This window comes from Cardinium endosymbiont of Sogatella furcifera, from assembly GCF_003351905.1.
Lineage (GTDB): Bacteria > Bacteroidota > Bacteroidia > Cytophagales > Amoebophilaceae > Cardinium.
The window spans coordinates 293743-318760 of record NZ_CP022339.1; the positions used below are offsets into that span (position 1 = coordinate 293743).

The 25018-nt window shown below is 39.2% G+C and carries 21 protein-coding genes and 2 pseudogenes; 13 read left to right on the forward strand and 10 right to left on the reverse strand.

Features of this window, described 5'->3' with window-relative positions; all coding sequences use genetic code 11:
• The first annotated feature begins 382 nt into the window (after positions 1-382).
• The 3 genes from dnaA to CE557_RS01255 all read left to right on the forward strand — a co-directional run bounded on the left by dnaA (position 383) and on the right by CE557_RS01255 (position 3212).
• Entirely contained in the window at positions 383-1774 is a 1392-nt protein-coding gene (gene dnaA, locus CE557_RS01245; protein ID WP_114909815.1) for a chromosomal replication initiator protein DnaA, read from the forward strand.
• Positions 1775-2137: 363 nt separating this feature from the next.
• Positions 2138-2875: a hypothetical protein gene (locus CE557_RS01250; protein WP_114909816.1), complete on the forward strand. Its 738-nt coding sequence runs from the start codon at positions 2138-2140 to the stop codon at positions 2873-2875.
• 49 nt (positions 2876-2924) lie between these two features.
• Positions 2925-3212: an OTU domain-containing protein gene (locus tag CE557_RS01255; RefSeq protein WP_114909817.1), complete on the forward strand. Its 288-nt coding sequence runs from the start codon at positions 2925-2927 to the stop codon at positions 3210-3212.
• 277 nt (positions 3213-3489) lie between these two features.
• On the opposite strand, the gene CE557_RS05005 is transcribed toward CE557_RS01255, so the two are convergent.
• From CE557_RS05005 to CE557_RS01280, 6 genes and pseudogenes are all read right to left on the reverse strand, one after another.
• A complete protein-coding gene (locus tag CE557_RS05005) occupies positions 3490-3651 on the reverse strand; it encodes a hypothetical protein (protein WP_162789925.1) in 162 nt (53 codons plus the stop codon).
• A 71-nt stretch (positions 3652-3722) separates the two neighbouring features.
• Complete coding sequence (ppdK, locus tag CE557_RS01260; protein WP_114909818.1) at positions 3723-6356, reverse strand: pyruvate, phosphate dikinase; 2634 nt, start codon at positions 6354-6356, stop codon at positions 3723-3725.
• Positions 6357-6362: 6 nt separating this feature from the next.
• Positions 6363-8045, reverse strand: coding sequence for a methionine--tRNA ligase (metG, locus tag CE557_RS01265; RefSeq protein ID WP_114910461.1), 1683 nt, complete (start codon positions 8043-8045; stop codon positions 6363-6365).
• A 282-nt stretch (positions 8046-8327) separates the two neighbouring features.
• On the reverse strand, positions 8328-8690 hold the full coding sequence (locus CE557_RS05010) for a hypothetical protein (protein WP_162789926.1): 363 nt from the start codon (positions 8688-8690) through the stop codon (positions 8328-8330).
• A gap of 277 nt (positions 8691-8967) precedes the next feature.
• Positions 8968-10193 (reverse strand): annotated as a pseudogene (locus CE557_RS01275) (IS256 family transposase).
• A 208-nt stretch (positions 10194-10401) separates the two neighbouring features.
• A complete protein-coding gene (locus tag CE557_RS01280; RefSeq protein WP_114909820.1) occupies positions 10402-11655 on the reverse strand; it encodes a PD-(D/E)XK nuclease domain-containing protein in 1254 nt (417 codons plus the stop codon).
• 37 nt (positions 11656-11692) lie between these two features.
• Here CE557_RS01280 and CE557_RS01285 point away from each other — a divergent pair, with 37 nt between their 5' ends.
• The gene (locus CE557_RS01285) at positions 11693-12430 is read left to right on the forward strand and encodes an IS66 family transposase (protein ID WP_162789927.1); all 738 of its coding nucleotides are present in this window, start codon (positions 11693-11695) and stop codon (positions 12428-12430) included.
• Positions 12431-13139: 709 nt separating this feature from the next.
• Positions 13140-13349 carry a helix-turn-helix domain-containing protein gene (locus tag CE557_RS01295; RefSeq protein ID WP_223245910.1) on the forward strand — a complete coding sequence of 70 codons (210 nt, stop codon included), beginning with the start codon at positions 13140-13142 and terminating at the stop codon, positions 13347-13349.
• Between the two features lie 201 nt (positions 13350-13550).
• On the opposite strand, the gene ltrA (CE557_RS01300) is transcribed toward CE557_RS01295, so the two are convergent.
• The 3 genes from ltrA (CE557_RS01300) to CE557_RS01310 form a co-directional block, all read right to left on the reverse strand.
• Entirely contained in the window at positions 13551-14858 is a 1308-nt protein-coding gene (gene ltrA, locus CE557_RS01300) for a group II intron reverse transcriptase/maturase (protein WP_114909822.1), read from the reverse strand.
• A 482-nt stretch (positions 14859-15340) separates the two neighbouring features.
• Complete coding sequence (tnpC, locus tag CE557_RS05145; RefSeq protein ID WP_114909823.1) at positions 15341-16294, reverse strand: IS66 family transposase; 954 nt, start codon at positions 16292-16294, stop codon at positions 15341-15343.
• 363 nt (positions 16295-16657) lie between these two features.
• Complete coding sequence (locus CE557_RS01310; RefSeq protein ID WP_114909824.1) at positions 16658-18433, reverse strand: AAA family ATPase; 1776 nt, start codon at positions 18431-18433, stop codon at positions 16658-16660.
• Between the two features lie 182 nt (positions 18434-18615).
• On the opposite strand from CE557_RS01310, the pseudogene CE557_RS01315 reads away from it, so the two are divergent.
• From CE557_RS01315 to CE557_RS01325, 3 genes and pseudogenes are all read left to right on the forward strand, one after another.
• Positions 18616-19002: pseudogene (locus tag CE557_RS01315) on the forward strand (transposase); the annotation flags it as partial.
• Between the two features lie 562 nt (positions 19003-19564).
• Positions 19565-19894 carry an RNA-dependent RNA polymerase family protein gene (locus CE557_RS01320; RefSeq protein ID WP_114909825.1) on the forward strand — a complete coding sequence of 110 codons (330 nt, stop codon included), beginning with the start codon at positions 19565-19567 and terminating at the stop codon, positions 19892-19894.
• 25 nt (positions 19895-19919) lie between these two features.
• The gene (locus tag CE557_RS01325; RefSeq protein ID WP_114909826.1) at positions 19920-20204 is read left to right on the forward strand and encodes a hypothetical protein; all 285 of its coding nucleotides are present in this window, start codon (positions 19920-19922) and stop codon (positions 20202-20204) included.
• Here the strand turns inward: CE557_RS01325 and CE557_RS05265 are convergent.
• Complete coding sequence (locus tag CE557_RS05265; protein WP_114909827.1) at positions 20191-20328, reverse strand: Rpn family recombination-promoting nuclease/putative transposase; 138 nt, start codon at positions 20326-20328, stop codon at positions 20191-20193. The genes CE557_RS01325 and CE557_RS05265 overlap by 14 nt on opposite strands.
• Before the next feature lie 285 nt (positions 20329-20613).
• Here CE557_RS05265 and CE557_RS05015 point away from each other — a divergent pair, with 285 nt between their 5' ends.
• From CE557_RS05015 to CE557_RS01350, 5 genes are all read left to right on the forward strand, one after another.
• Positions 20614-20781, forward strand: a complete 168-nt coding sequence (locus tag CE557_RS05015; protein ID WP_162789928.1) for a hypothetical protein — start codon at positions 20614-20616, stop codon at positions 20779-20781.
• A 22-nt stretch (positions 20782-20803) separates the two neighbouring features.
• Complete coding sequence (locus CE557_RS01335; protein ID WP_223245931.1) at positions 20804-21352, forward strand: ankyrin repeat domain-containing protein; 549 nt, start codon at positions 20804-20806, stop codon at positions 21350-21352.
• A 428-nt stretch (positions 21353-21780) separates the two neighbouring features.
• The gene (locus CE557_RS01340) at positions 21781-22215 is read left to right on the forward strand and encodes a hypothetical protein (RefSeq protein WP_162789930.1); all 435 of its coding nucleotides are present in this window, start codon (positions 21781-21783) and stop codon (positions 22213-22215) included.
• 500 nt (positions 22216-22715) lie between these two features.
• Positions 22716-24014: a group II intron reverse transcriptase/maturase gene (gene ltrA / locus CE557_RS01345; RefSeq protein WP_114909766.1), complete on the forward strand. Its 1299-nt coding sequence runs from the start codon at positions 22716-22718 to the stop codon at positions 24012-24014.
• A gap of 207 nt (positions 24015-24221) precedes the next feature.
• A complete protein-coding gene (locus CE557_RS01350; RefSeq protein ID WP_114909767.1) occupies positions 24222-24866 on the forward strand; it encodes a transposase in 645 nt (214 codons plus the stop codon).
• The last annotated feature ends 152 nt before the right edge of the window (positions 24867-25018 follow it).

Genomic DNA, 25018 nt, shown 5'->3' on the forward strand with positions numbered 1-25018 from the left:
CAAGGGAGGATATTGGTAGCCTCAAACCCATTGCACTGACCCTGGGTTTGAGGCTAAGACCTGTCTGCTTCAGGTATCTGTTTTTGCCTTGTTTGTAACATAGGGTGGTCATGCCGGCTAAAAAGATACATTTTAATTGCTGCCTTGTGCAAGCCAACCAATTTCATATATTCCGCCCTACGCTTTTTAGTAAGCAAGCAATATCTATCAACTAAATGTGTAGCTAGCCTATGTAGTTTTATACTGACCACTTGGTTGTATACAAAAACAAAACACCGATCCAACATAAGTTAATGGCAGCCCCTCTTCAACAACTGGCTGCAAAACAATGGTCTATAATAGCGTAATAGGGTTTTATAAATAGCTAAAAAAGAAGTCATTCATGCATACCGATAGCAAGATTATTTGGGATAAATGTCTTCTATATATTCAAGGTCAGATCAGTGAACAAACCTATAAGACCTGGTTTAGCCCTATTATGGCCAAAGACTTCAAAGATGGCATCTTAACCATTCAAGTTCCTAGTCAATTTTTTTATGAGTGGCTAGAAGAACACCATTTGCCTTTGTTAAAGCAAGCAGTACTGCAAGAAATAGGTCCACATGGCAAGCTAGCCTATGCTGTTGTGATAGACAAAGGGAATAAAAAGCAGAAACCCTTGATGGTGAATTTACCTACCTACCCAGGGCCAGCACCAAAAGGCGTACCTGCAATACCACCTACCACTTTAGGGAATGAAATCTTTCAATTAAATCCTAATTACCTTTTTGATAACCTCATAGAAGGCAGCTGCAACCAACTTGCTAAGTCTGCAGCACAAGCCGTTGCGCAACAACCAGGCGGTACGGCTTTTAATCCGCTGATGCTTTATGGAGGTGTAGGGTTAGGCAAAACCCATATTTCTCAAGCCATTGGCAATGCAGTTAAAACATTTTTCCCAGAGAAAAAAGTGGCTTATGTTTCCTCAGAAAAGTTTACCACACAGTTTATAGAAGCTTTACGCAACAACTACGTGCAATCTTTTACAGGGCAATACCTAGCCGTCGATTTGCTGATCTTGGATGACATCCAGTTTCTATCTGGTAAAGAAAAAACACAAGAAATATTTTTTCATATCTTTAACCATCTGCATCAATTAAAAAAACAAATTATCATTACCAGTGACTGCGCACCACGTGACTTAAAAGGGTTACAAGAACGGCTGCTTTCTAGGTTCAAATGGGGGTTAACGGCAGACTTGCAGTGCCCGGATTTTGAAACCCGCGTAGCGATTATACATAGTAAAGTGGCAGCAGATGGCATCACGCTTTCATCAGATTTGATTGACTATATTGCCCAACACGTCGACACCAATATACGAGAATTAGAGGGGGTACTTATTTCACTTATTGCGCATGCTTCGTTGACCAAACGAGACATGAATATAGAATTGGCGCAACAAGTTTTAAAGCATATTGTGGCGCAGCACCAACCTACGGAAGCTACTATTGACGTACTGCAACAACAAATAGTGGCGCACTATAATATTTCTTTGGATGATCTCAAGGGTAAATCACGTAAAAAAGAGATTGTAGTTGCACGCCAAATAGCCATGCACCTGACCAAAAAATATACCACACACTCTTTAAAATCAATAGGTAGCTACTTTGGCGGAAGAGACCATACCACGGTGATACATGCTCTACAAGTCATAGATAACCTATTGAACAAAGACCCAGAATATGCCCAGTTGTATGCATCACTGGAAAATAAAATCAAATCAACTATAAAATAAGGGAGCTATTTGCGCGCTCTGGCACCAAATCACTGCTTTATTCCTCACTATTGTTCGTTCCGATACTTTATAGAAAGGTATATAAATATTGCTCATAATGAAATATTTTAATATATTTTATAATGCTCTAATATAGAGATCAGCTATAGGAGGCTATTGCTTACAGACTGTTAACGTATAGGTTATTTGCGCAGCAGGGAAGAGCTATTGAGTAGCCATAGCCAATCAAAAGAGTAAGCAAGTAACTGAAACAATAGCATACGTAGTCACAAGGTTAGGCTAAAAGGTTGGCACCATAGCGCTCTATATAGAGCTAGTATTAAGCATCGATCAATTATTACAATCAAAAAAACAGCAAACATTATGCGCACTAAACATTTCACTATTTGGGTAGTCTATATTTTATTCAATATGACAGCTTGTTCTTTTCATCAAAAGGATTATGTTGGTGAGGAACCATTCGATAGTGGTTATAAATCTGGCTATGAGAATAACTCATACGAAATAGATTATGACTCTCCGCAAGGTAGTAGAAGCAGTAAAAGTGCTAACGGTAAGGATGAGATCCCCAATTTGCACCTTCCATCAACTTCAACCGGGGTGTCTGAAACGAATGCTACACAACCAGCGCAAGAAACAAATAAAAAAAAGAAATGGAAAAAAATTCCATTTAATTTCAAAAAAAACAAGCACAGCAATAATAGTGATAGTGGTTTGGAAGAGAGCGAAGATGAGGATGATGGTGAGGATGATTATCAGGGGTGCAATGAGGTTAAGACATGCCTAAAATATGAGAGTAGAAAGGAAAAAAAAGAAAAGAAACAGAGAAGTCAAAAAATAAAAACATGTGTGGCATTATCTAATGGAGTCAATGTACCAATCCAAATAGGAGTGGCACTTGTCACTGGAGGCGCATCAACAATCGTAAGCGCAGGAGGATCAGTTGTTATAACAGCAGGAGCAGCATACTTAAAAAATCCAGAAAAAGTAAAAGTGAAGATGAAGGCTATGAAAAAAAGTGCTCAGGACCTATACACCAAATCGAAAGAAAAATTCAACAATAAATCTAAATACAATAATCTAGACGAATCTAAAGATTAACATAAGGATGTCTTCGATATAAGCTTTTTACAGGGGCGTTTTGCTTTTAATGCAAAAACCAATCTTGAATAGGTGCCTATTTGCTTCCTTTACAGCGCTTATGGTTGCCGATAAAAAAACTTGGCGCTTCAGTAAACTGGTAGTCTTTAGACGAACGGTTGTTCAGTGGATTAGAAAAACAGTTTCCTTAGAAGCCTCCAAAGGGGACGAATTCTGTTTTTCCCACTGCACAACAGATCGTTTTATTACTTTTACTGCGTGCCAACTTTTTATCGGCGACCATGAGGTAGCATGGGCAACGGCATATGCCAACGAGTCATTTTCATCTTTGTGCTAGCATAGATTGCTCGTGTCTATTTACAACATGAGTTCGTAAGGAATTTTTCCTTTTATCTTTTTCTTGATAAGAAAGTAAGTATCTGTTCACATTACTGGTTAATGATGAACTTTATTCCACTTTTTTCTTGATAAAAAAGTGGACAAAAAATCAAGCCCTCGGCAAAAAGTCACTGAAAGTGTCATCTTACAGGGGCGTTGTTCTTTTAACATAAAAACCAGTACGTTGAGCGTACGACAGATCCCTATCATTTTAATGGGTGTTTGCTTCGCTTACGTCAATTTAAAGCGTTCATGGTTGCCGATAAAAAACTTGGCGCTTCAGTAAACTGGTAATCTTTAAACGAACGATTGTGCAGCGGATTAAAAAAACAGTTTACTTTAAAACTCACGCAGTGGGCGCTTCCTGTTTTTCCCGCTGAAACAACCGTTCGTTTCATTATTTTTACTGTGTGCCAACTTTTTATCGGCGAACATGGACAGCAGCGTATACTACCTAAAGGTATTTTTATTAATGACCTATCACTACTTTTGCGGCGGCTAACTTCGCAATAGGCACTCTATAGGGCGAACAGGAGATATAATCTATCCCAATCGAATCGAAAAAGGCAATGGAAGCTGGATCGCCGCCATGTTCGCCGCAAACGCCTATTTTTAAATTTGGATGGGCTGACCTGCCGCGTGCTACTGCGATTTGAATCAATTCTCCGACCCCTTCTTGGTCAAGCGTAACAAAAGGATCTGCCTGAAGCAGCCCCTTTTGTTGATAACAGTCTAGAAACTTGGCGCCATCATCACGTGAGATGCCCAGGGTAGTCTGGGTTAAATCATTGGTCCCGATGCTAAAAAAATCAACCAATGGGGCAAGGGTGGCAGCTTGTAAGGCTGCTCTGGGCAATTCTATCATTATACCTACCTTATATCGGATCTGAGGGGCTGTTTTTTGATGTACCTCCTCTATAATTTTTTTTAACAAAACCACCTCTTGGGCATCAAAAACAAGCGGCAACATAATCTCTAATGCTACCTGCTTGACTGCTAAAGCAGCTTCAAATAAAGCTTGCAGCTGCATCACATAAATTTCTGGAAAGGTGATAGCCAACCTAACCCCCCGATGGCCCAACATCGGATTTACCTCAGCAAGTTGCGCCATACGCTTGGTGACTTCATCCAATGGAAGACCTACTTGTAAGGCCAACTCAGCTATATCCTGGCTGGGTAAAAATTCATGTAAAGGGGGGTCCAATAACCTTACCGTAATAGGCAAGCCATCTAGGATCTGAAAAAGAGCTACAAAATCGTTTTTCTGTACCACCTTCAATTTGGTTAAAATATCAACACGTGCTGCTTTACAACTGGTTAAGATCATTTTTCTAAACAGACACATGCGATCTGCATGAAAAAACATATGCTCTGTTCTACAAAGACCTATGCCTGCAATGCCAAAGGATAAGGCTACCGTTGCATCCTGAACAGTTTCTGCATTGGCCCTTACCTCCATTCTTTTGTGTTGCTCTACTAACTGCATAAAGGTCACAAACTCAGGAAAAGGCTTGGGTCGTACAGTTGCTGCTTTGCCTTTGATCACCTCGCCTGTTGTGCCATTAATGGTTAGATAACTACCGCGTTCCATCTTAGTCTGACCAATCACCAATGCGCCGCTTTGGCGGTCTATTGTAATGGCCTGTGCACCACATATACAGGCTTTACCCATGCCCCTTGCTACTACTGCAGCATGGGCCGTCATGCCGCCCTTGGTTGTTAAAATGCCTACGGCCATTGCCATGCTACCTATATCATCCGGACTGGTTTCCTCTCTAACCAAAATCACAGGTTCATTTTTCGAAAGGTGTTCTACCTCTTCTGGTGTAAAGGCAATCACCCCAGAGGCGACACCCGGGGCAGCAGGCAGCCCTTGGGTTAATACTGCTATGGTTTGATCTGAATCTAATGTAGGATGCAATAGGCGCTCTATCTCTTCATAATCGATTCTTTTTAAGACTTCACAAGCATCTATCTTGCCTTCTTGCAACATATCCACTGCTATTTTAACTGCAGCGCTGGCACTGCGTTTGCCATTCCGCGCTTGCAATAGCCATACTTTGCCTTGCTCAACGGTATATTCAATGTCTTGCATCTCAACAAAATGGTGCTCTAAAGCGATAGCTAAGTCACTTAGCTCGCTAAAAACAACGGGATATTTTTCTTCCAATGCTTCCTGCGCATCTTGAATGGCCTCCCTCCCTTCTTTCGTAACTTGCCGAGGGGTCACTAGACCAGAGACTAGCTCTTCGCCCTGCGCATTGATTAAATACTCCCCAAATAAACTGCGTGCACCCGTAGAGGGATTTCTGGTAAATAGGACGCCTGTTAGGCTATCTACCCCCCTATTACCAAATACCATAGCCTGAATGGTAACGGCTGTACCTCCCTGATCCTCTATATGGTTCAATCTTCGATAGGTAACTGCTCTTGGACTATTCCAAGAAGCAAAAATGGCCGCTATAGCCTTTTTCAACTGCTCAAAGGGATCTTGGGGATAAGTAGTACCCGTATAGTCTAAGATGATTTTTTTATAGCCATCAATAACTGTATGCAGTGCATCCAGACTGAGTCCTGCTGCATCATGGGCCTGCTCTACTCTTTGCATGCGCTCCATTACTGCTACAAATAGATGGTAATCAATGCCCATAATAAGGCTACCATACATCTCTATAAAACGCCGATAGCTATCGTAAGCAAACCTAAAATCTTGGGTAGCATGGCCCAATAGCTCGGTTGTGGCATCATTTAAGCCAAGATTCAATAGGGTATCCATCATACCTGGCATGGAGGTTTTAGCACCAGAACGTACCGATAGCAGTAGTGGAAAAGGGCCAGCCCCAAAATGTTTGCCGGTTGCCTCTTCAAGCCCTTTAAGCGCTGCCACCACTTGATCCCAAATGGCGCTCGTTGAACCCTGCTGACCATAGTAGCTACACCCCTCCGTTATAATGGTAAAGCCTGGTGGAATCGGAAAGCCTAAAGCGGACATCCGTGCCAACCCATATCCCTTATTGCCTAATATAGATGGGTCACCCTGCGCATCCTCCTTACCGTAACCAAAACGATAAATCCATTTTTTGACTTGCTTTTCATCCAACATATTCCATTACCCTATTACATCCGTAGAAAGATTTTTTAATTTTTCCCGTTGTGCTTCAATACTATCATCTTCAATTTTTTCAAACAACAAGATAGGAGGTGACAAGGGATCACCGGATTGTACGAGATGGGCCACATTCCCCCAACCTGTTGCTTTTAACCCCAACATATGCGCCATTTTATCACTTGTAACCGGTAAAAATGGTCTGATCAATAAGGTTACAGTAGCAATCAATTGCAGCGTGGTATGCAATACCGTTCCCGCTTCTTCTGGGTTGCTTTTGACCAAATGCCATGGTCTCCTATCGGTTAAATATTTATTGCCTAATGTAGCGTAACTCATGCACAATTGGAGGGCTTCTTTAAATTTAAACTGCTCTATAGCATGACCTACTTCACTAAAAGAAGCCGTTAAGGCAGTCAATAAAGCTTGATCTGCTGCATTAGGTGCCATATAAGGCGGCACCAAACCACCAAAATGTTGATGGACCAAACTAAACGTTCTATGGACCAAATTACCTAGATTAGCGACCAACTCACGGTTATTTTTATCCTGGAAGTCTTGCCATGTAAAGTCGCTGTCTTTGTTTTCTGGCGCAATGGTACAGAGCACATACCGCAATACATCTGCTGGAAAGGTTTGTAAGTACTCATGGAGCCATACCGCATGGCCACGGGAGGTAGAAAGTTTTTGGCCCTCTAAATTTAAAAATTCATTGGCTGGAACCTGTTGAGGCAAAATAAACTGACCATGCGCTTTGAGCATCACAGGGAAAATAATACAATGAAAGACAATATTATCCTTGCCAAGAAAATGAACCAGCTTGGTAGCTGGATCTTTCCAAAAAGGCTCCCAATCAATCTGTTGCGCTTTTGCCCACTCTTTAGTTGCGCTAATATAGCCAATCGGTGCCTCAAACCAGACATAAAGGACCTTCCCTTTTCCTTCAGGCAGTGGCACAGGAATGCCCCAAGTTAAATCTCGTGTTACAGCACGCGGTTGCAACCCTTGGTCTAACCAACCTTTGCATTGACCATATACATTGGTTTTAAAATCTTTATGGTCTTCTAAAATCCATTTCTTAAGCCAGCTTTCATACTTATCTAAGGGTAGATACCAATGCTTGGTTGCTTTTAAAATAGGCTTTGCACCGCTAATGGCAGAAATGGGATTTATCAACTCCTCTGGACTCAGTGTTCGGCCACATGCTTCACATTGATCTCCATAGGCATTGGGGTGATGACAGCTGGGACAGCTGCCTTTGATATAGCGATCAGATAGAAACTGCTGACCAGCCGGATCATAGAATTGCTCCGTTTCATATACCTCAAATATGCCTTTTTGATGCAGCTCCTTAAAAAAGTCAGTCGCAGTCTCATAATGGGTAGGCGAGGAAGTTCTGGCAAAGATATCAAAGCTAATACCCAACCCCTGCAGCGATTCTTTAATCAGGGTATAGTATTTATCTACCACTTGTTGAGGCGTAACCCCCTCTTGTTGCGCACGAATCACCACGGGCACGCCATGTTCATCAGACCCACTGATAAAGACAACAGCAGCCCCTTTTTGCCTTAAATACCGAACATATATATCAGCAGGCAGATAGGCTCCTGCTACATGGCCTAAATGAATCGGCCCATTGGCATAGGGCAGTGCAGCGGTAACCGTATAGCGTTTTGGATGCGTCATGGGTGTAAGCATTAAGAAGGTGCGTTTTCGTACATATGCAGCATTATTAGATGTAGCAAAGATCTGCAAAAAATCTGAAATATGATTGTTAGGAGGATGATGTCTGCAACTTTTTTCTTGTTTCGGGGCTAAGGTGGTCATACAACTGAATAGATACCTGATAAAGGTGAAAAAAGTAGCTTATGGATGGTCGGTTGTGGACGTTCTGTTTCGTAATAGAACCAATAAGTAGCATAGTTTCTAAATGGATAAAGTTATACCAAAATAATCTAGCTTGATCAACTAATTGGGATTATAGGTTTGTAGCCGGGTGAGTAATTTCTTGATTTCATCCGCAGTCATATTAGGATAAATGCCTAGCCTCTTGAAATTATTGCGAATAGATTGCCTGATTTTGACCATTTTTTTGTCTTTATAAAAAAGTAGGACCTTGTCATTTGCTTCGCTAACACCTGGTTTCGGTGGGGCATTAGCGAGAACAAAATAGACAAAAGTCTCAGCAGAGTCTTCTAAAGGATTAGTACTTGCATACTTTGTAAAGAATGCCCCTTTTTTGAGGAGATTTTTTTTAGTTTGAGATAATTTATCCTTAGGACAGCCTCGTATTGCTTTATTAGAAGGTAAATCCTTGAATTCATTCAACATCAATGGTTCCGTAGGGAACAATGCATACTGAGCTAAATATAGTCCCGAATTAGCATATGTAAAATAACAACATCGATTACGAAAATGTTTCTTTTGTTCACTATCTATCCAAAAATGAGCGAATTCATGGAGTATTGTAGCAATAAAATCGGGATAGCCCAGGTACTTCTTCTCGGAAATATTATAAATAGTATCTAGTAGGTTAAATCGTATGCCCAAGGAGAAATAGACTGAATATGGATCGGAAGTGTTCAATTAACTGTGTCAGTTTCGGGCTTCACGTCAACTCAGATTTGACTCTTCCAGGAAAAAAGATGTCTATCTGAGATATGGTCAGTGCCCAGTTTCTGAGCGGCATAGTCCATTTATCCTCCATCTTCTTGATAGCGCAATATACTGATTTATACAAAGCATTGACACTGGTAAATGCCCCTTTTGTTTTGGTAAACTGTCTAATTTGTCTATGGAGGCTTTCTATTGGATTGGTCGTATAAATTAGCCTTCTGACAGGATCTGAATATTTAAAGTAACCAGACAAATGCTCCCAGTTGTTTTGCCAAGATTTGATAACCATTGGATACTTTTCTCCCCATTTTTCTTCTAATTCCAATAGATAATGTTCTGCAACTTCCTTATTTGAAGCTTGATATACTTGCTTTAAATCAGTTAAAAAACGTTTTACATCTTTGCTAGCTACATACTTGATGGAATTGCGTATCTGGTGTACTACACAGACCTGCACCTGTGCATTGGGAAAAGCGTTATTAATGGCTGCAGGGAAGCTTTTTAGTCCATCAACACAGGCAATAAGGATATCTTCTACACCCCTTGCCTTAAGCTCGTTGAGTACACCTAACCAGAAATTAGCTCCCTCACTTTCAGATAAATAGAAGCCTAACACTTCTTTTTTACCCTCTTGATCTATGCCTAATAAGGTATACAGACATTTACTTACACATTTCCCATCTTCTTTAACCTTAAAAAACATACCATCCATAAAAACTATGGGGTAGACCGATTGAAGAGGACGGTTACGCCATTCATTTATTACTGGCAATAAGCTATCTGTAATAGCCGATATTTCAGCAGCTGATACTTTATGATCATAGATTTCTTCAATATGAGCGGCTATAGACTTATAGCTCATACCACTAGAAAACATGCTTAAAATCTTGGTTTCCAGTTCAGGATGAAGATTTGTTTGACGCTTTTTAACTATTTGTGGATCGAAACTACCTGTTCTATCTCTAGGGGTTACCAAGTCAAAGGAACCAGAGCTTGTACGAAAAGTTTTACAACTTTTACCATTCCTTCGATTATTTACTATCCTCTCACTAGACAAATGATGGGCCATCTCACCTTCTAGACTCGCCTCTAGAAGCTTTTTATCAGAGGGGTTAATGCCCCACCTTTGCCTGTCAATGGCTTACCTAAACGGATAGAGGACAAAATATTTGCCTCCAGAAATTTGTAATCTACTAAACCAACGTAGTCATTCTGCATATGTTCTTCCATGTCTAAAACCTTAAATGTTTAATTATTTAAATTATAACTTTTTGCAGACTTGACACAGTTAATCGAACACTTCCCCAAATTACTTCCTAGATATTTTCTATTCATATTTACTCGTTAATCCATTAAATTATTTTAATGCTGATTAGCATATTAAAAATATGATCTAATCCCGAATTGACGTTCTTAATATGATTGGCTATTGGTTTATTACCTCTTTAAAATAACCAGACTGGTCAACTGTAAAGTGTGTATAAACAACTTCTCTAAAATTATCTTGCTCATCTTTTTGATGTACTTGAACAATTGCCTCTGTTATATTAAGTTTTGCAGCATCACAGGTTATCCCTATCAGGATTTTTTCACTACATGAACCATATTTAATACTGTAATCTTTACTGTGTATTTGTGTTAAAGCCTCCAGCGCTGGTCTATCTATTTTTAACTCAAAGATATAGACAGCTCTTTGGTCGTTTCTATGGTCCTCCATAACGATATCTGTGCGGCCTATGCCACTGTCGGATTCAGCACTAGTCTGCATATCATGCGTTGCATGAAAAACACCATTTAGAAATAAATATAAAGCCCTTTGAAAACTCCTCTCTGTTTTATCTAGAAAACGATAGCCTGCTTTAGCTAAGCAATCACTTCGAATATAGTTAAGAAAGACAGACCACTTTTTATTTCTTAAAGTATTAAGAATCGAAGTGCTATATTGTTTACCTGTTTCCTCCTGGACTTCGTCCATAATCTTAATTAAGGTTGACTTTAAAGCAGATCTTACCTCTTCATTGGGAAACTTTAAATAGTAGTCCGTTGCGTTTTTATCTTCTCGTATGTCCTCTTTAAATCCATTAGGATCTAGGGTAAGATAACCTGTTTGGTACATTAAAGGGAGTAATGGTATCTTGGAAAGAGAGCCTGCTAAATTTTCAAAATCCAGCTTATTGATTGCAAGACTGGACTTATTCCAAGCGATTGTAAACCTATTGATATCATTTCTTATTTGTTGTAGTAAGATGGCAGGATTACCAGAGTTGGACCAGTAATTACCAAATGCTTTATCTCGAAAAAATTTCAATATAGAGTCTGGATTATACATCCGCTTGATACCCTTATTTCGACTAAAACAGTAGCCGTTATAATAATCTTTTAACTCTTGTTTTAATTGTTCGTCTGTATAGCTTTCTCCTTTGTACCAATTTTCCCTTAGATTTATTATGACTGTATTAATATATGTGTGTTTGTCATTAAAGAATAACTTTTCAATATCCTTGTCTGTATAGCCCAACATCTCTGCATAATCCTCATGCAATGATATGTCATTAGCCGAGTTTGCCCCTGAGGTAAGTCCAGATAGGTGAAATTTAGTTACGCCGGTGACAAAGATAAATTTGCAGTCCTTCTGACTGCCTTTTAAAACTTTAAAAAATGAACTAAGGACAGCAAGCACTCCTTCATACTTCTCTTTTTCGCAAGAGATTAATCCCGTGAACGAGGCCGGTCAACCTGGTCACGCAGGTGCTGCTCGTGGTAAGATGGTAGCAGATGAAGTTATCGAGTTGTCTATTTCAGGTTCATGTTCCTGTGGTGGTCATGTAGCGATATCTTCCAAGCCTTATATTCATCAAAAAGTAGATTTACCCGATATTAAGCCGCATGTAATCAGTTATCATATGGAGCATGGTCGCTGTAGAAAATGCGGGAAACGCTACACTGCTAGACTTCCTAAGGGTGTTACCTCAGATGCCTTTGGTCCTAAAATCAAATCAGTGATAGACGCTTTGACTGGCCTTTATAAAAACTCTAAACGAGAGGTAGCTTGTATATTACAAGATATCTTTAATCTAGATATCAGTCTGGGTAGTATCTCTAATAGCGAGGCTAGGGTAGCTTCAAAATGCAAAACAGCTTACCAAGCTATAGAAGAAACCATTAAGCAAAGTAAAGTACTGCATATAGACGAAACGGGGCACAATAATAATGGTAAACTAAATTGGGGTTGGATGTTTACTAACGCTATGGCCAGCCTCCTTAAGCTCACTACTTCCAGAAGCCGAAAAGTTTTAGAAAGTAGTGGACTGAATCCTAAAGATCACATTGTGATCAGTGATAGATACGCAGTTTACAATTACTTTCCACCCACCCATAGGCAACTTTGTTGGTCACATATAGCTAGAGATTTTGAGAGGTTTTCCCATAGTTTCCATAGAGGTGTTAAAGTATAAGGTGTCATAAGGGGAATTGAAGCTGCATTTGAATTTAAGCATGGTACTACAAGTATCAACGGTGTTCATATAGCTATTCAAGGCGTAGGAAATGTTGGTTTTCATTTAGGGAAAAAAGCTTATGAAAGAGGTGCAAAGCTAACGATATGTGATCATAATCCACTAATGATAAATAGGTGTTTAGAAGAATTTCCAGCAAAGGTAGTTAACCCAAATGACATTTATACTATAATAATAGCTGATACAGTTCAATGAATTATAGGCATCAAGTTAAGGGTAAAACAGCATAAAAACTATGTAAAAGGTTGCGCTCTAAGGCCATTAAAAGTATAAATATCATTTGTAAAAAAGATTCTGGCATACTAAATTTAACGTACAGGTAGATTAACTTTTTAATTCCTGAGAGAGTAGACGTAAGTGTTACCACTTACGTCCCTCGTTAGAACCATCATCGTGCAAATTTCTTGCAATGGGCTCAAGACAAATCTATTCACTTAACCGGTTTATATTAGATCTAGAAAAGTCTATGGATAACTCTCGCTTTTGGAAATGGCTTAGCTAATAGAAATAGCTGAAACTTTTTCCAGTTAAACGATTTCCTTTGACTCCTCTTCCTTTGACTCCTCCGGTGTGTGATTCGTATAGGTTGTTACACTAAATATGTAGGATTAAGTTTCGACTTATAATAAGTGTGTGATTCCTATAGGTTATGTTGCGTTTGAATTGGATGAATTTATACAAAAAATTAGGCCATGCAGGAAAAGTATGTCAACACTATAATATTTCACGTTTTACCTTACGTAAATGGTTCAAACGTTATGAAGCGCTAGGTGAAGCAGGCTTGGTAGATTTCAGTAGTAAGCCCCATACTGCTCCTAGACAAAAAATAAATGTTTCTGTTCACGTGAGTGGTTTTTAAGCGATTATCGCATTAAGCTGTTTGTAAGGATTTAGTTTTTGTTGTTTCCAAGTTAGATACAAAGAGATGATTTTTTCCAGTAGGGTCGAGAAATGGCGCGGTAGTCTTACCCCCGTTTCCATCTCCCGCCTCGTCGAACGTAGCGAAGGGATTTCCCCTACTACGCTCTCCTAATAACTTCTTAACAAAGCCTATGGCCTATCATGCTGTGGTTGCTTTCGAAGGTTTATGATAACGTATCTGATAATCGTTATATAACTTTATCTTTTCGTATAAATCTCTTCTACTCCACCTTCCCCAGCCGAAACCTTTTCTTTTCCGAGCACGCATTAAATGTCGCCTCACTTTCTTTTCGACCCAGTGTTTAATATAGCCAAAACACCGGCGTGAATTACCAATCCTAAAGTAATTAATCCAGCCGCGTAATATCGGGTTGATCAGTCTTATAACTCTACCAACTGGGTGCGATATGTGGTTACGGAATATTACTTTTAGTTTCGATAACAGCGCTGATCGGGCTTTCATTCTAGGCGTTTCCAGTATGCTGTTTTTGCCTCGTCTTGTCAAGACTCTTCTAAAATCGAAGCCTAGGAAACTAAAGGTGCCTCCTTGTTTTAGATCAACAAATCTAGTCTTTTCTTCATTCAAGGTTACCTTTATTTTAGACAGTTCCTGTCTTAGCCTTTTATGAATACCTAATTCTAGCCACTTCCATTTTATGTGGTCATCAATTAGGATGAGCAAATCATCAGCCCACCTAACGTACTCCATGTGGTCGCGCCCATCGATTTGGAAGCTCACTTGTTTAGCCTTTTCTAGCATTGTATCAACCTCATTTAGGTAAATGTTGCTTAAAAGGGGTGATAAGGGGCCGCCTTGGCTTATGCCACGCTTGCCTCCTGCTTTGACTATTAGTTTCAATAGCCCCATCACATCTCGATCATTTATACGCCTGGATACCTTTTTAAATAGTTCTGCATGACCTATCGTGTCAAAGTAAGAACTTAGGTCCACATCTATTACTTTGGTCTTTGATGTAAGGGTAGCTATTGCCACTGCCTCTATAGCTTCTGCTGCCTTGCGTTTAGGCCGGTAGCCATAAGAGCCTGGTTGAAAGTCTGCTTCAAATATGGCTTCCATTATGAGTTTTAGTGCACCCTCTACTACCCTATCTTTGATAGTGGCTATAGAAAGCTTTCTCATTTTATGGCCATTGTCCTTGGGAATCATTACATTCCTTTTCCTTGAAGGGAAGTAAGTCTTTGATTGAAGTTCTGATCTTATGTTTGCTAGAAATTCGTCCAAACCTGAAGCCTCTATCTTCTCAAAGGTTACTCCGTCTATGCCGGGTGAGCCATTGTTTTGTTTGGCTTGTTTATAGGCTGTTCTTAATGTTTCTAGTTTACATACATGAACATAGATTCCCCAAAACCTCCATGACTTGTCAGCTTTAGCTTTGATATATATTTTCCTTCTCAGATCTTGTAATGTTATTGGAGTCTTTATCATACTTCCTTTACTTCACTTGTTGTTGGAAAAATGTTATTAGCAGGGTGCCTTCGCTCCACAGCCATTACGCTGCTTCATCACTACTACACACCCGTCCGCGATCCTCTCATCTTTCGACTCACTTCCTGGTGCTGCCAGTTATAGAGTCTACTATGCTCCAGAAGTTTTCTTCCTGGGATAAGGAGGACTTCTCCAGTCACTTAGTATGACCTTATGATCATGCTGCCACTATCACCCCGCCGAAGTGTTGAGTCGTTTCAGTTAGTTTTCGACTTAACATGCTGCCTTCACTAAGATTCCATTAGTTCGGCCTTCGGGGCTAGGTACTTTCGAGGCTATCTATGTGTTCGCTTTCGCTGCGGCCTGATCATCTGCACTTACCCTTTAGATAAGTCTGTCAATAGGTTTCAGCATCTTGATTTCTCGTGATACTGCTATTCGAGCTGTAGGCTGCTAACTTTTTGGCCTAGTAGGACTTCCACCTACTGGTACATACTAGTCTCTCTGGACACACGGAATCTATTACCTCTTTCGGATTGTGTGAAGTAAGAATTTTTACGATATACCACGTAATGCCTAATTTGTCTCTCAGCCAAGTTATTGGTCAATGGAACATTGACTGGATCTTGGTAAAATCTCCATAGCATAGGCTCTGCCCGCATTATATTTTTAGCCACACGACTAGCTTGTGCAGCACGTGGTATCCTGGAAATAGCTTTTAAGCCATACCAGGTCCGTTTACGCAATTTTCTAATGCGTCTTAAAAACGTAACCAACCCCATAGATTGATTCAAGAAAGATCGATGCAAGGCAAATAGCTCGCTAGCTATTTGCTTTAAGTAAAAGCCTAATGCTTTAACATCACTGTGCCAACTATGAGCAAACCTTTCAAAATCTCTAGCTATATGTGACCAACATAATTGTCGATTAGTGCTGGGAAAATAATTATAAACTGCATATCGGTCAGTGACAACAATGTGGTCTCTAGGATTTAAGCCACTACTTTCTAAAACTTTGCGACTTCTTGAATGGGTTAACTTAAGTAGACTAGCCATAGGGTTGGTCATCATCCAGGCCCAATTTCGTTTATCGCTATTAAAGTGGGAGGTCTCATCTATGTGTACCAATTTACTTTCTCTGATCGTTGCTTCTATAGCTTGGTAAGCTTCTTGGCACTTTGCAGCTACTCTAGCTTGGCTGTTAGATACACTACCTAAACTGATATCTACGTTAAAAATATCTTTTAATATATAAGCTACTTCCCTTTTAGAGTTTTTATAAAAGGCTGTTAAGGAACTAATTACCGATTTGATTTTAGGGCCAAAAGTATCTCTTGTAACCCCTTCAAGACTTTTCTTACTTAATAAATCCAAGCTCTTTGGCTTTCCCACCGCCCAATCTCGCTCAACTGTAGCCTTACCTACAGGCTTTAGCAAAGTTCATCATTTTGATGCTTAAGTGCACTAATTTCGTCTCTATACACACTAACAACCTTTGGTGGATCAAAGGCTACTGAAGCATTTTCTAAAAACTGACGTTTCCAATTTTGAATGGTTTTACTAGTTACTCCATATTTGGATGATAACTAGACTAACGTTAACTCTTCTTTTAGTAAATCTAATACTATTTTAGTCTTTTCTTCCGAGCTAAAATTTCTAAGCTTATTTCTGCCCATCTGATATCTATATTTTAAAACTCTAAAAATAAAATCTACAGAAAATAAAGTAAAAGATTTTTGTCCGATTTTTTCAGTCCATTATAAAACCCTAACCTAACATATTATGGTCTGTATTATTAGCCTACTCATACCCGTCTTCCTGGACATATTTATTCGTTAGCATTACTTTACCAGGATTTTTACCAACCAGATCATAACTGGCATAAGCAGCTAGAACTGATTTCCCAGAAAAAGCAATACCGACTTCTACTACTTCTTGGACATGCGGATAGTGTAATATTTCAGTATGATAGGCTTGATCTTGTATTTGCGATAAGGCAAGTTTAGCTGCAGTTTCTAGTTCTTCTTCTTTACGCACATGCTTAAATTCCAATAGGAGCGCTTTGGGGCCATCTTTAGGAATAATTAATACATCATAACGACCTAGACCGCTCTCTCTATTGGACCGTACATAATGGGTTCTACCCAAGCTTGCCAACATAGCCAGTACAAAACCATGGTAAAATCCTTCTGATTTTCTAGAAAATTGTGTGTCAAAACAACTAGCACTTTGGCGTAAAAAAAAGCTTAGTTCTTCCACAAAAAGAGATACTGTTCCAGTTACTAAATGTTCTAAAAAAGAAGTATAAACTCCTTGGTCAACAAACTTACTGCTCAACCATTCTTTAAAGAACCTATTGTAGAGTCTACGTATTTCATTATTGGGAACCTTAACTATACAATCGTATAAATCACTATCTAAACTCAGGTTACTTGTTTCAAAGGTTAAATAGCCAGCAAATAAGAGTAAGCTCCATAAAGCAGTTTCATTCGTACCTAACAAATCAAAAGCAAGATGCTTATCTACAGGAACCGTTAAAGCTTCTCCTTGCATTAATTGTTCGAATTGTTCTTTAAGACTTTCGTTAGAAGAAAGAATCAACTGCTTGATTAAATCATTATTACCCGTATTAACCCAATAGACATCAAAACGACCCGATCTATTGATACAAGAAATAATAGACCATGGATTATACATCACCAAGTTGCCTACTTTATACCCATTGTACCAATTTTTTACTTCATCCATGGAAGTACTAAGATTCGTTTCTTGAAATAAAGAGGAAACTTCGGCTTCGCTAAAGCCAAAGTGACTACTATATTCTTCATCTAGCAAAGTATAGGTCTCTAGGTTATTCAACCCAGATAACATACTATCCTTTGAAACCCTTAATATACCGGTTAATACGCCTCGTTCTAGTGTAGTATTGTCTTTTAAAGCAGCACTAAACAGGTTACGCATAAATACGACCATAGCATCCAAATACGGTTGATTACCATATGCCTTATTCAATGGTGTATCGTACTCATCTATAAGGATATACACCTTTTGGCCATGATAATTAAAAAGACAAGTACTGAGCAATTCTAAAGATTTTTCTAGCTGTCGTTGATTAGCCATCCTATTTAAAATTGCACTAAATTCATATCTTTGATCCGAATTAAGTTTATCACTTTCAAGTAAATACTCGAATAATCCATAAAGCTTCTTTATTAATAAATAAACGGAATCATATGCCCCTTGAAAACTATCTGCATTTATATCCTTAAAACTGATCATAATGACAGGGTACTTTCCTTGATGCTCCTTAATGTATTTACCACCTTCTAGCTTACCAATCGCTAAATCATTAAATAAGCCTGTTGTACTTACCCCATTTACTTCTGAAGCAAAAAAATGGTGCAACATAGACATATTGAGCGTCTTGCCCCAACGACGAGGACGAGTAATTAGGGTAACTTCATCACCCTTGCTCAGGAAATCAACAAGCATGGATGTCTTATCACAAAAGAGGTAATCGTTAGATACCAACTTATGAAAATTACTAACCCCTAGTGGTAATTTAGGTTTGTTCATATGAGATTAATTGGATTTAGCTTTTGTATCATATAAATGTACATATAATGTAGAATTTTTCTCTGCAGTTTCCAGCTCATTTCTCCTACCAGTTGCAAATGGTTTAGCTGGTCTAAGTGATACGGCTCGTTTTCAGTTTCCTGGTTCAGATTTCCTATTTACGCTACTATCTGCTTCCTTATATGGAAAAACATTTGTTAACCACATCACAAAGAAAACCAACTAGAACATGTTCACTGAATTTGAGCGAGATAATGACCATTATTATTACGTTTCACATAATTGGTTTTAAAAATTTTAAGACTTATTATCTTCATTTACAACAGTTCCATGCTAATGAGTTTAGTAAACTAGTAAGTTACAATAGGTTCATAGAATTCATTCTAAGAGCCCTGGTTCCTTTATTTTTTTTCACACAAAATCTGCCTAAAAAAGAAACAGGCTATTACTTTATGGATTCCACGGCCATCAAGGTTTGTAATATCAAAAGAGCCTATTCTCACAAGGTTTTTAAATCAATTGCTACTAAAGGTAAAACCAGCATCGGTTGGTTTTTGGGCTTCAGTGTGCCGCAGATGTATGCAGTGGAGTTAGAAATGTAAATAACTTCTTTAAATACAGTACAGCTATGGAAGAGATGAAGGCAGGCCCTTCAGAGTCTGTTTACAGGAGCTGGCTCTAAATCACCTCAAGCGGCTGTGGTAAAAAGCCATGGTCGTGAGCGTTGAGGAAAAGATGTTGGCTTTGAATGGCATCAGATGTGAATTAAAGAGACGAACGCAAGTAAACCGTTGAAGACGTGTCGAAAAGAACTCGGATGATATCAAAACCAGCATTTTGATCCGTTCTGGGAGGAGTCCTCTAGCAACCTGTTTACTGAGAGGATGGTATCCGGCATTTAGATGGCGTGACTTTAATTTTGGCTTTTCCATGGAACTGCGGGAACCTGTCATATTCATGTTAAGGGAGACTCCCAAGGGCAAACTTGTTTCAAGGGATAGAGTACTGATGGAATATACAGGGACGGATCAGCCCGTAGTAGTGAAGAAGTTTCTGTAATGGAAATGGAGCAAAGGGGCTGACTTATTCAACGATATTAATAGATCAACCATTGTACGATGGGAGGAACCTATGAATAAAGTAAAGTCGTATGAAATATCAAAGCATGTGGTGATGCAAGCCTATCAAAACATAAAGGCTAATGCAGGCGCAGCTGGTGTAGATGGTAAAACGATTGAAGAATTTGAAAGAAATCTTAAAGGGAATCTTTATAAGATCTGGAATCGGATGTCATCTGGGAGCTACTTTCCCCCACCTGTTAAAGCGGTACCTATACCAAAGAAACAAGGAGGAGAAAGAATACTAGGCGTTCCTACTGTAATGGATAGAATTGCCCAAGCAGTTGCTAAGATCATGTTAGAACCGAACTTGGAACCCCCTCTGGGGGTTATTAATAGGTAGTAACCCATTTTTAGTAGGCAAAGCAATGCTAAAAGGTGAATTTCTATTGAATTTTGTAGGCTTTTTTAACTTGATGGTATCTTCTTTTATAGAGGGTTTATGCGTATTAGGAAAGAAAAATGGTATACAAGAGATACCTACAAGCATCAAAAAAGCACATGCCTTATATCCTTGTCTTAAAGGCAAATATTCAAAACAGATAAATCCTAATGCAACAACACCCCAGAGAAACAACAGCCATTTGCCACTGGAAAACTTTTCCATTCTATTTTTCAGCCCATCCCCAGCAAAGAAGCTTATTCAACCTTAATCGTGTTTAGATCCAATAATGATTTACAAGACTCTGATAAATAATGGCTGAGAAACTCCTGGGCAGCTATTGGATCGGCAAGGATTCTTTTAACTAGTCCATCATGTTTTAATCTTTCTGTCATAAAGATAGCTTACGAAGAAGCATTAAATAGTTGAAGATGATAAGCTACGAAATAAATAAGGAAGTCCTATTTCTGAATAAAATACTAAGTTAGTTATCCATCGGATATAAAGCTGGCTGCTTTTTTTTGATAAGGTATACAAAAGGATATCCTTTAGAGGAACAGCTACCCTATAAGAAGAGCCTATACCCAGGAGTTCTATATTAACTATTATTTTTCTTATGTCCAGTGCAATGGTCCAGAAGTGTTCTTTGGTAAGATTTATTTCCTTAAACCAATAGAAAAATGAATAAATTTAAACAATATGGTGTGGTCTGTTTATGCTTGTTAATTCCTATAACCTCTTGGGCAAGTATAGGATCTTCTATAAAATCAGGTTTAAATAAAATGCTTCCTAACTCAGTTAAAAAGTGGATTCCTGGTCTAGCTCCAGAAGAAAAAATGGTTCATTGATAACCACAGAGCATCATTAGAGATATTAGATAAAGAGGGCTTTACCCCTTTACATTGGGCAGCGTTAAAACTTAACGTAGAAGATAAGGGTGAGATGCAGCTTTTTCACCGGTTAATTAATGCAATAGGTGATGTCAACGTAACAGATAAATCGGAACGTATCGCTCTTTATCTTGCATCAGAAGAAAATCTCCCATTAGTAGTCAAGGTCTTGATTGAAGATGGAAGGGCTGATCCAAATAAACAAACTAATTATGGAACTGCTCCTCTTCATGTTGCATCGAAGCTAGGTTATTCAGCAGTAGTTGAATTATTACTGAGTGCTGAAAATATTGATGTCAATATAAAAAATAAATATGGCTCTACCCCCCTTCATCTAGCATCTAAATATGGGCACGAAGAGGTAGTCCAACTTTTAATTAAGAATCTAAGGACTAAGGTAGATGAAAAAGACAAAAGTGGAAAGACCGCTCTTGACTTAGCCAGCAACCTAGAAGTAGTAAAAATCTTAAAGCGAGCCAATAGAAAACGAAAACTTTACAAAATTGAAGCCCCTAGAGCTAGGCTTTAAAATATACTTTTCTTTCTACTTTTTTGATTTTTTAGAAATTTTTACCTATACTTGCACAATCCAGTCTGGGAACATTATCCAGACTTATACTAGCTTAGCATAAAGGGCTATGCAAAGCATAATCAGCTGCCACTTTTTAATATTTCATGATCTATAGCAAGTGGCTAATGTATCTTGATTTGTTTCCGTTCACGCCTGTGGCAGGAATTTGATTTCGGTTTTGGAGTGTGTTTTTTCCTGGATTATTTTTTTGAGTTCTTTGAAAGGATTTAGGTTTTGCTGTTTTGCAGTTAGGTACAAAGAGATAACTCGTTCTAACATACTGAAGGCATTCAATTAAATTAAATTACCCAATGTACCATCACTTAAATTTAGTAAGAAATAGATTTTATAACAAGGATTTATACTCTTTTTTGTACTGTCTATTTTTGGCATGCTTTATATACGGTTGTAATAGCATAGTCAAGTCTAATTACGCAGAAGGAACACCTAACTCGCCCTATTCTGAGCGATCTTTTAATGATTCAAACCACACTACAACATTAGAATATAAAAATCCTAATCTTCATACTGCAATCGTAGAGCAGAATGTTAGTGCTATAAAAAAGTGTTTTCTTGCCCCTGATAGCATACCTGAATTGGAACCTTCCATTTTGTATACAAATCTAATTTCAATGTTAGAAATGTTAGAAACGCAAGATAACAACGGAAATACTCCGTTTCATCTTTTATCTGTACCCAATAAAGGGTATAAAAAACTTTTTAAATGGATCATAAAATACCTAAAATACTTAGATTCTTATGTTGTATCTAAAAATAAAAAAGATATAAAGGATGGCGTGCCACGAAGGCCTCCTTTCTAGTGGGTGCAAGTCCCACCCTGGCAATAGGCCTGTTGGCCAGGTAGCGAGGAGTGCATCTATAAAGAGTAATTTTTGTAGATGAAGCCACTCGACGACGGCTCTGTACAAGGAGCTACGCAAACTGCGGGCCGTACGCAAGGAACCTATATGTAGCGCCGTGAAGGTCTTACCAGAGAAATCTGGGAATTGGAGATGCTGAGCCTCTCGTCTGGTGGGCGAAAGCTGTAAAGTGACGGAAAGATAACAGGTCAATAACCGTCACTTATCTCCCGGCGTAGCAGGGGCGGCACGTAGGAAAGAAAGGAGGAGAAACGTGGGAGATCCTGCACGGTCTTTAAGTTCCAAGAGTAAGGAAGGATATAAGGCGCAAGTCGAAGTTCGTTCCGATGCTGTGCAGGAAGTCGGGAAGATAGTAGTAGTGAAGATGGCAAGGACAACAAAACCTTACCGGAGCGAAGGATCTTCAGTTTCGTCATGTTTTCAAAACAGGGAAAGATACCATGATTCCGCAAGGTAACCACATGGCACAAAGCGTCCGAGAACTGCAGCGAGAACTTTATCGATCTGCTAAGTCTAATCCTAAACGCAGCTTCTACACCCTTCATGACAAAATATATAGATTGGACGTACTGGTCTGTTCATGGAAACAGGTTTGTGCAAATCACGGGGCACCAGGCATAGATGGAATAACAATAGAACAAATCAAAGAACAAGGGGAAGAAGCGTTTCTTGGACAAGTTCAAAAAGAACTGGAATCAGGAAGCTACCGAAGCAATAAGACAAAGCGCGTGGAAATACCCAAACCGAAAGGAGGAATAAGAATCTTGGGAGTGCCCACGATTAAGGACCGCTTAGTACAAACTGCAACCCGTCTTGTTATAGAGCCAATTTTTGAAGCAGACTTCCAAGAATGCTCATTTGGGTTTCGACCTAAACGATCCGCAGTCCATGCAAGTCTATCAATATATAAATGGCTTAATTACGGGCTCACCCAAGTTTTAGATATTGATTTGAAGCGATACTTTGACTCAATCCCACACGATAAGCTTATGAAAGTCATTCAAAAGCGAATCAGTGATAGGTATGTTCTAAAGTTAATACAAGCCTGGCTTCGCTCAGGAGTCCTTAAAGGCGAAGAAGTTGCTACTCGACAAGGATCCCCTCAAGGGTCCCCCATTTCGCCCTTACTTTCTAATATATACCTGAATCTGCTAGACACAGTATGGGTCAAGCGGATGACCGAAAGGAATGGGTGGAATGCACAGATTGTCCGCTATGCGGACGATCTCGTGATAGTGTCGAATAAACCGGTAGAGAAGATTTTGGGTATTTTATGTGGGTATCTGCAACGCTTGGGCCTTTCGATCAATGAAGAAAAGAGTCGAATGACCACGGCCGAAGAAGGTTTCAATTTCTTAGGGTATGCCTTTAAAAGGGGATACTCGCCAAGATATCAGAAACCCGTTACCCATATGTATCCTACACCTGATGCAATCAAGCGGATTATTAAGAAAGTCACGCAATTGACCTATCGGAACCGGTTGCACGAAAGTGTTGAAACTATTGTTAAAGACTTAAACGCATCCTTACTGGGGTGGACGGAGTATTACCGTCACACGGCCAGTTCTAGGAGATTTAGGAAAGTACAAGGGCATGCAAACAGGCGTCTGAGAAGATTTATCATGAAAAAGAAAGGGAGTAGGAAGAACGGGTATAAGGAACTCCCCGACGAGAAGCTCCACAAAGTGTACAAATTAGTCAATGTAGGAGCTTATCGGGTGCGATACAGATGGACGTAATGCAGACGAAGAAGACGATCCGTGCGCCGTATGAGGGAAAACCTCACGTACGGTGCGACGGGGGGGTGCTGGAAACGGGAAAGAGAGATTGGGTTATTTAGGCACGAAATCGGAAACGATGGACACGGATAAACCTGGTCCTATACTTCACCGCGCCAGTGCTCTACTCTACCTTTTAAACTAGCTCGCTATGGACAGGAAAGGGGATTGAAAGCTAATTACAGCTATTATATTACAACAGATCGGCTTAAAAGGCAACAACAAAGAAGAGAAGAGCTGGTAGCTACATTAAGCAATGAAAAGAAACGGTTACACCATAGCCAGACTAATATAGATAAAGAAAGCATAGAAAGGCATATCGATTTTTTAGAAAAAGAAATAAAAATTATTGATAAAGCGTTAAATAAAACCATAACTACTGATAAGGATCTAGACGAAAAGGCTAATATACTAGAAACCATTCCAGGAATCGGGAAATGTTTAGCCACTAAATTAGTCAGTTTTTTACCTGAATTAGGTGATAGAAGCTACAGTAGTAATCAACTATCAGCTTTAGTAGGTATAGCACCATATGCGGCTGATAGTGGGAAAAAACAGGGAAAAAGATTTATTAGGGGAGGAAGGAAAATACCACGAGATGCACTGTATATGGCTGTATTAGCAGGGAAAAAGTGGTTCCTATATTTAAAAGAATGCTATGATAGATTAGTAGGTAAATATAAGCCTAAAAAAGTGGCTATCGTAGCATGTATGAGGAAGCTCCTAGAGCTGGCGCATAAGCTTATACAACAAAAAAGAAGCTTCGTCAAAAGTATCAAAAACGAGTACAAAATGACTAAAAAACTTGCATAGTAAGATAATAGCTTTTTTCTTGATAAAAAAGTGGACAAAAAATCAAGCCCTCGGTAAAAAGTCGCTGAAAGTGCCATCTTCCAGATGGAAAAACAGAAAGTACCCCTTTTGGGGGCTTCAAAGGAAACTGTTTTTCCTAATCATCTGTAAAA

What these genes read in the sequence shown, in the direction of transcription:
- CE557_RS01320 (WP_114909825.1), top strand. Translation starts at nt 19,565, where the DNA reads ATGAATAAAGTAAAGTCGTATGAAATATCAAAGCATGTGGTGATGCAA.
- ltrA (WP_114909766.1), top strand. Translation starts at nt 22,716, where the DNA reads ATGATTCCGCAAGGTAACCACATGGCACAAAGCGTCCGAGAACTGCAG.
- CE557_RS05015 (WP_162789928.1), top strand. Translation starts at nt 20,614, where the DNA reads ATGAATAAATTTAAACAATATGGTGTGGTCTGTTTATGCTTGTTAATT.
- CE557_RS01255 (WP_114909817.1), top strand. Translation starts at nt 2,925, where the DNA reads ATGCAAAAACCAATCTTGAATAGGTGCCTATTTGCTTCCTTTACAGCG.
- CE557_RS05005 (WP_162789925.1), bottom strand. Translation starts at nt 3,651, where the DNA reads ATGAAACGAACGGTTGTTTCAGCGGGAAAAACAGGAAGCGCCCACTGC.
- CE557_RS01250 (WP_114909816.1), top strand. Translation starts at nt 2,138, where the DNA reads ATGCGCACTAAACATTTCACTATTTGGGTAGTCTATATTTTATTCAAT.
- CE557_RS01325 (WP_114909826.1), top strand. Translation starts at nt 19,920, where the DNA reads ATGCTAAAAGGTGAATTTCTATTGAATTTTGTAGGCTTTTTTAACTTG.
- CE557_RS01295 (WP_223245910.1), top strand. Translation starts at nt 13,140, where the DNA reads ATGTTGCGTTTGAATTGGATGAATTTATACAAAAAATTAGGCCATGCA.
- dnaA (WP_114909815.1), top strand. Translation starts at nt 383, where the DNA reads ATGCATACCGATAGCAAGATTATTTGGGATAAATGTCTTCTATATATT.
- CE557_RS01310 (WP_114909824.1), bottom strand. Translation starts at nt 18,433, where the DNA reads ATGAACAAACCTAAATTACCACTAGGGGTTAGTAATTTTCATAAGTTG.
- ppdK (WP_114909818.1), bottom strand. Translation starts at nt 6,356, where the DNA reads ATGTTGGATGAAAAGCAAGTCAAAAAATGGATTTATCGTTTTGGTTAC.
- ltrA (WP_114909822.1), bottom strand. Translation starts at nt 14,858, where the DNA reads ATGATAAAGACTCCAATAACATTACAAGATCTGAGAAGGAAAATATAT.
- metG (WP_114910461.1), bottom strand. Translation starts at nt 8,045, where the DNA reads ATGACGCATCCAAAACGCTATACGGTTACCGCTGCACTGCCCTATGCC.
- CE557_RS05010 (WP_162789926.1), bottom strand. Translation starts at nt 8,690, where the DNA reads ATGTTGAATGAATTCAAGGATTTACCTTCTAATAAAGCAATACGAGGC.
- CE557_RS05265 (WP_114909827.1), bottom strand. Translation starts at nt 20,328, where the DNA reads ATGACAGAAAGATTAAAACATGATGGACTAGTTAAAAGAATCCTTGCC.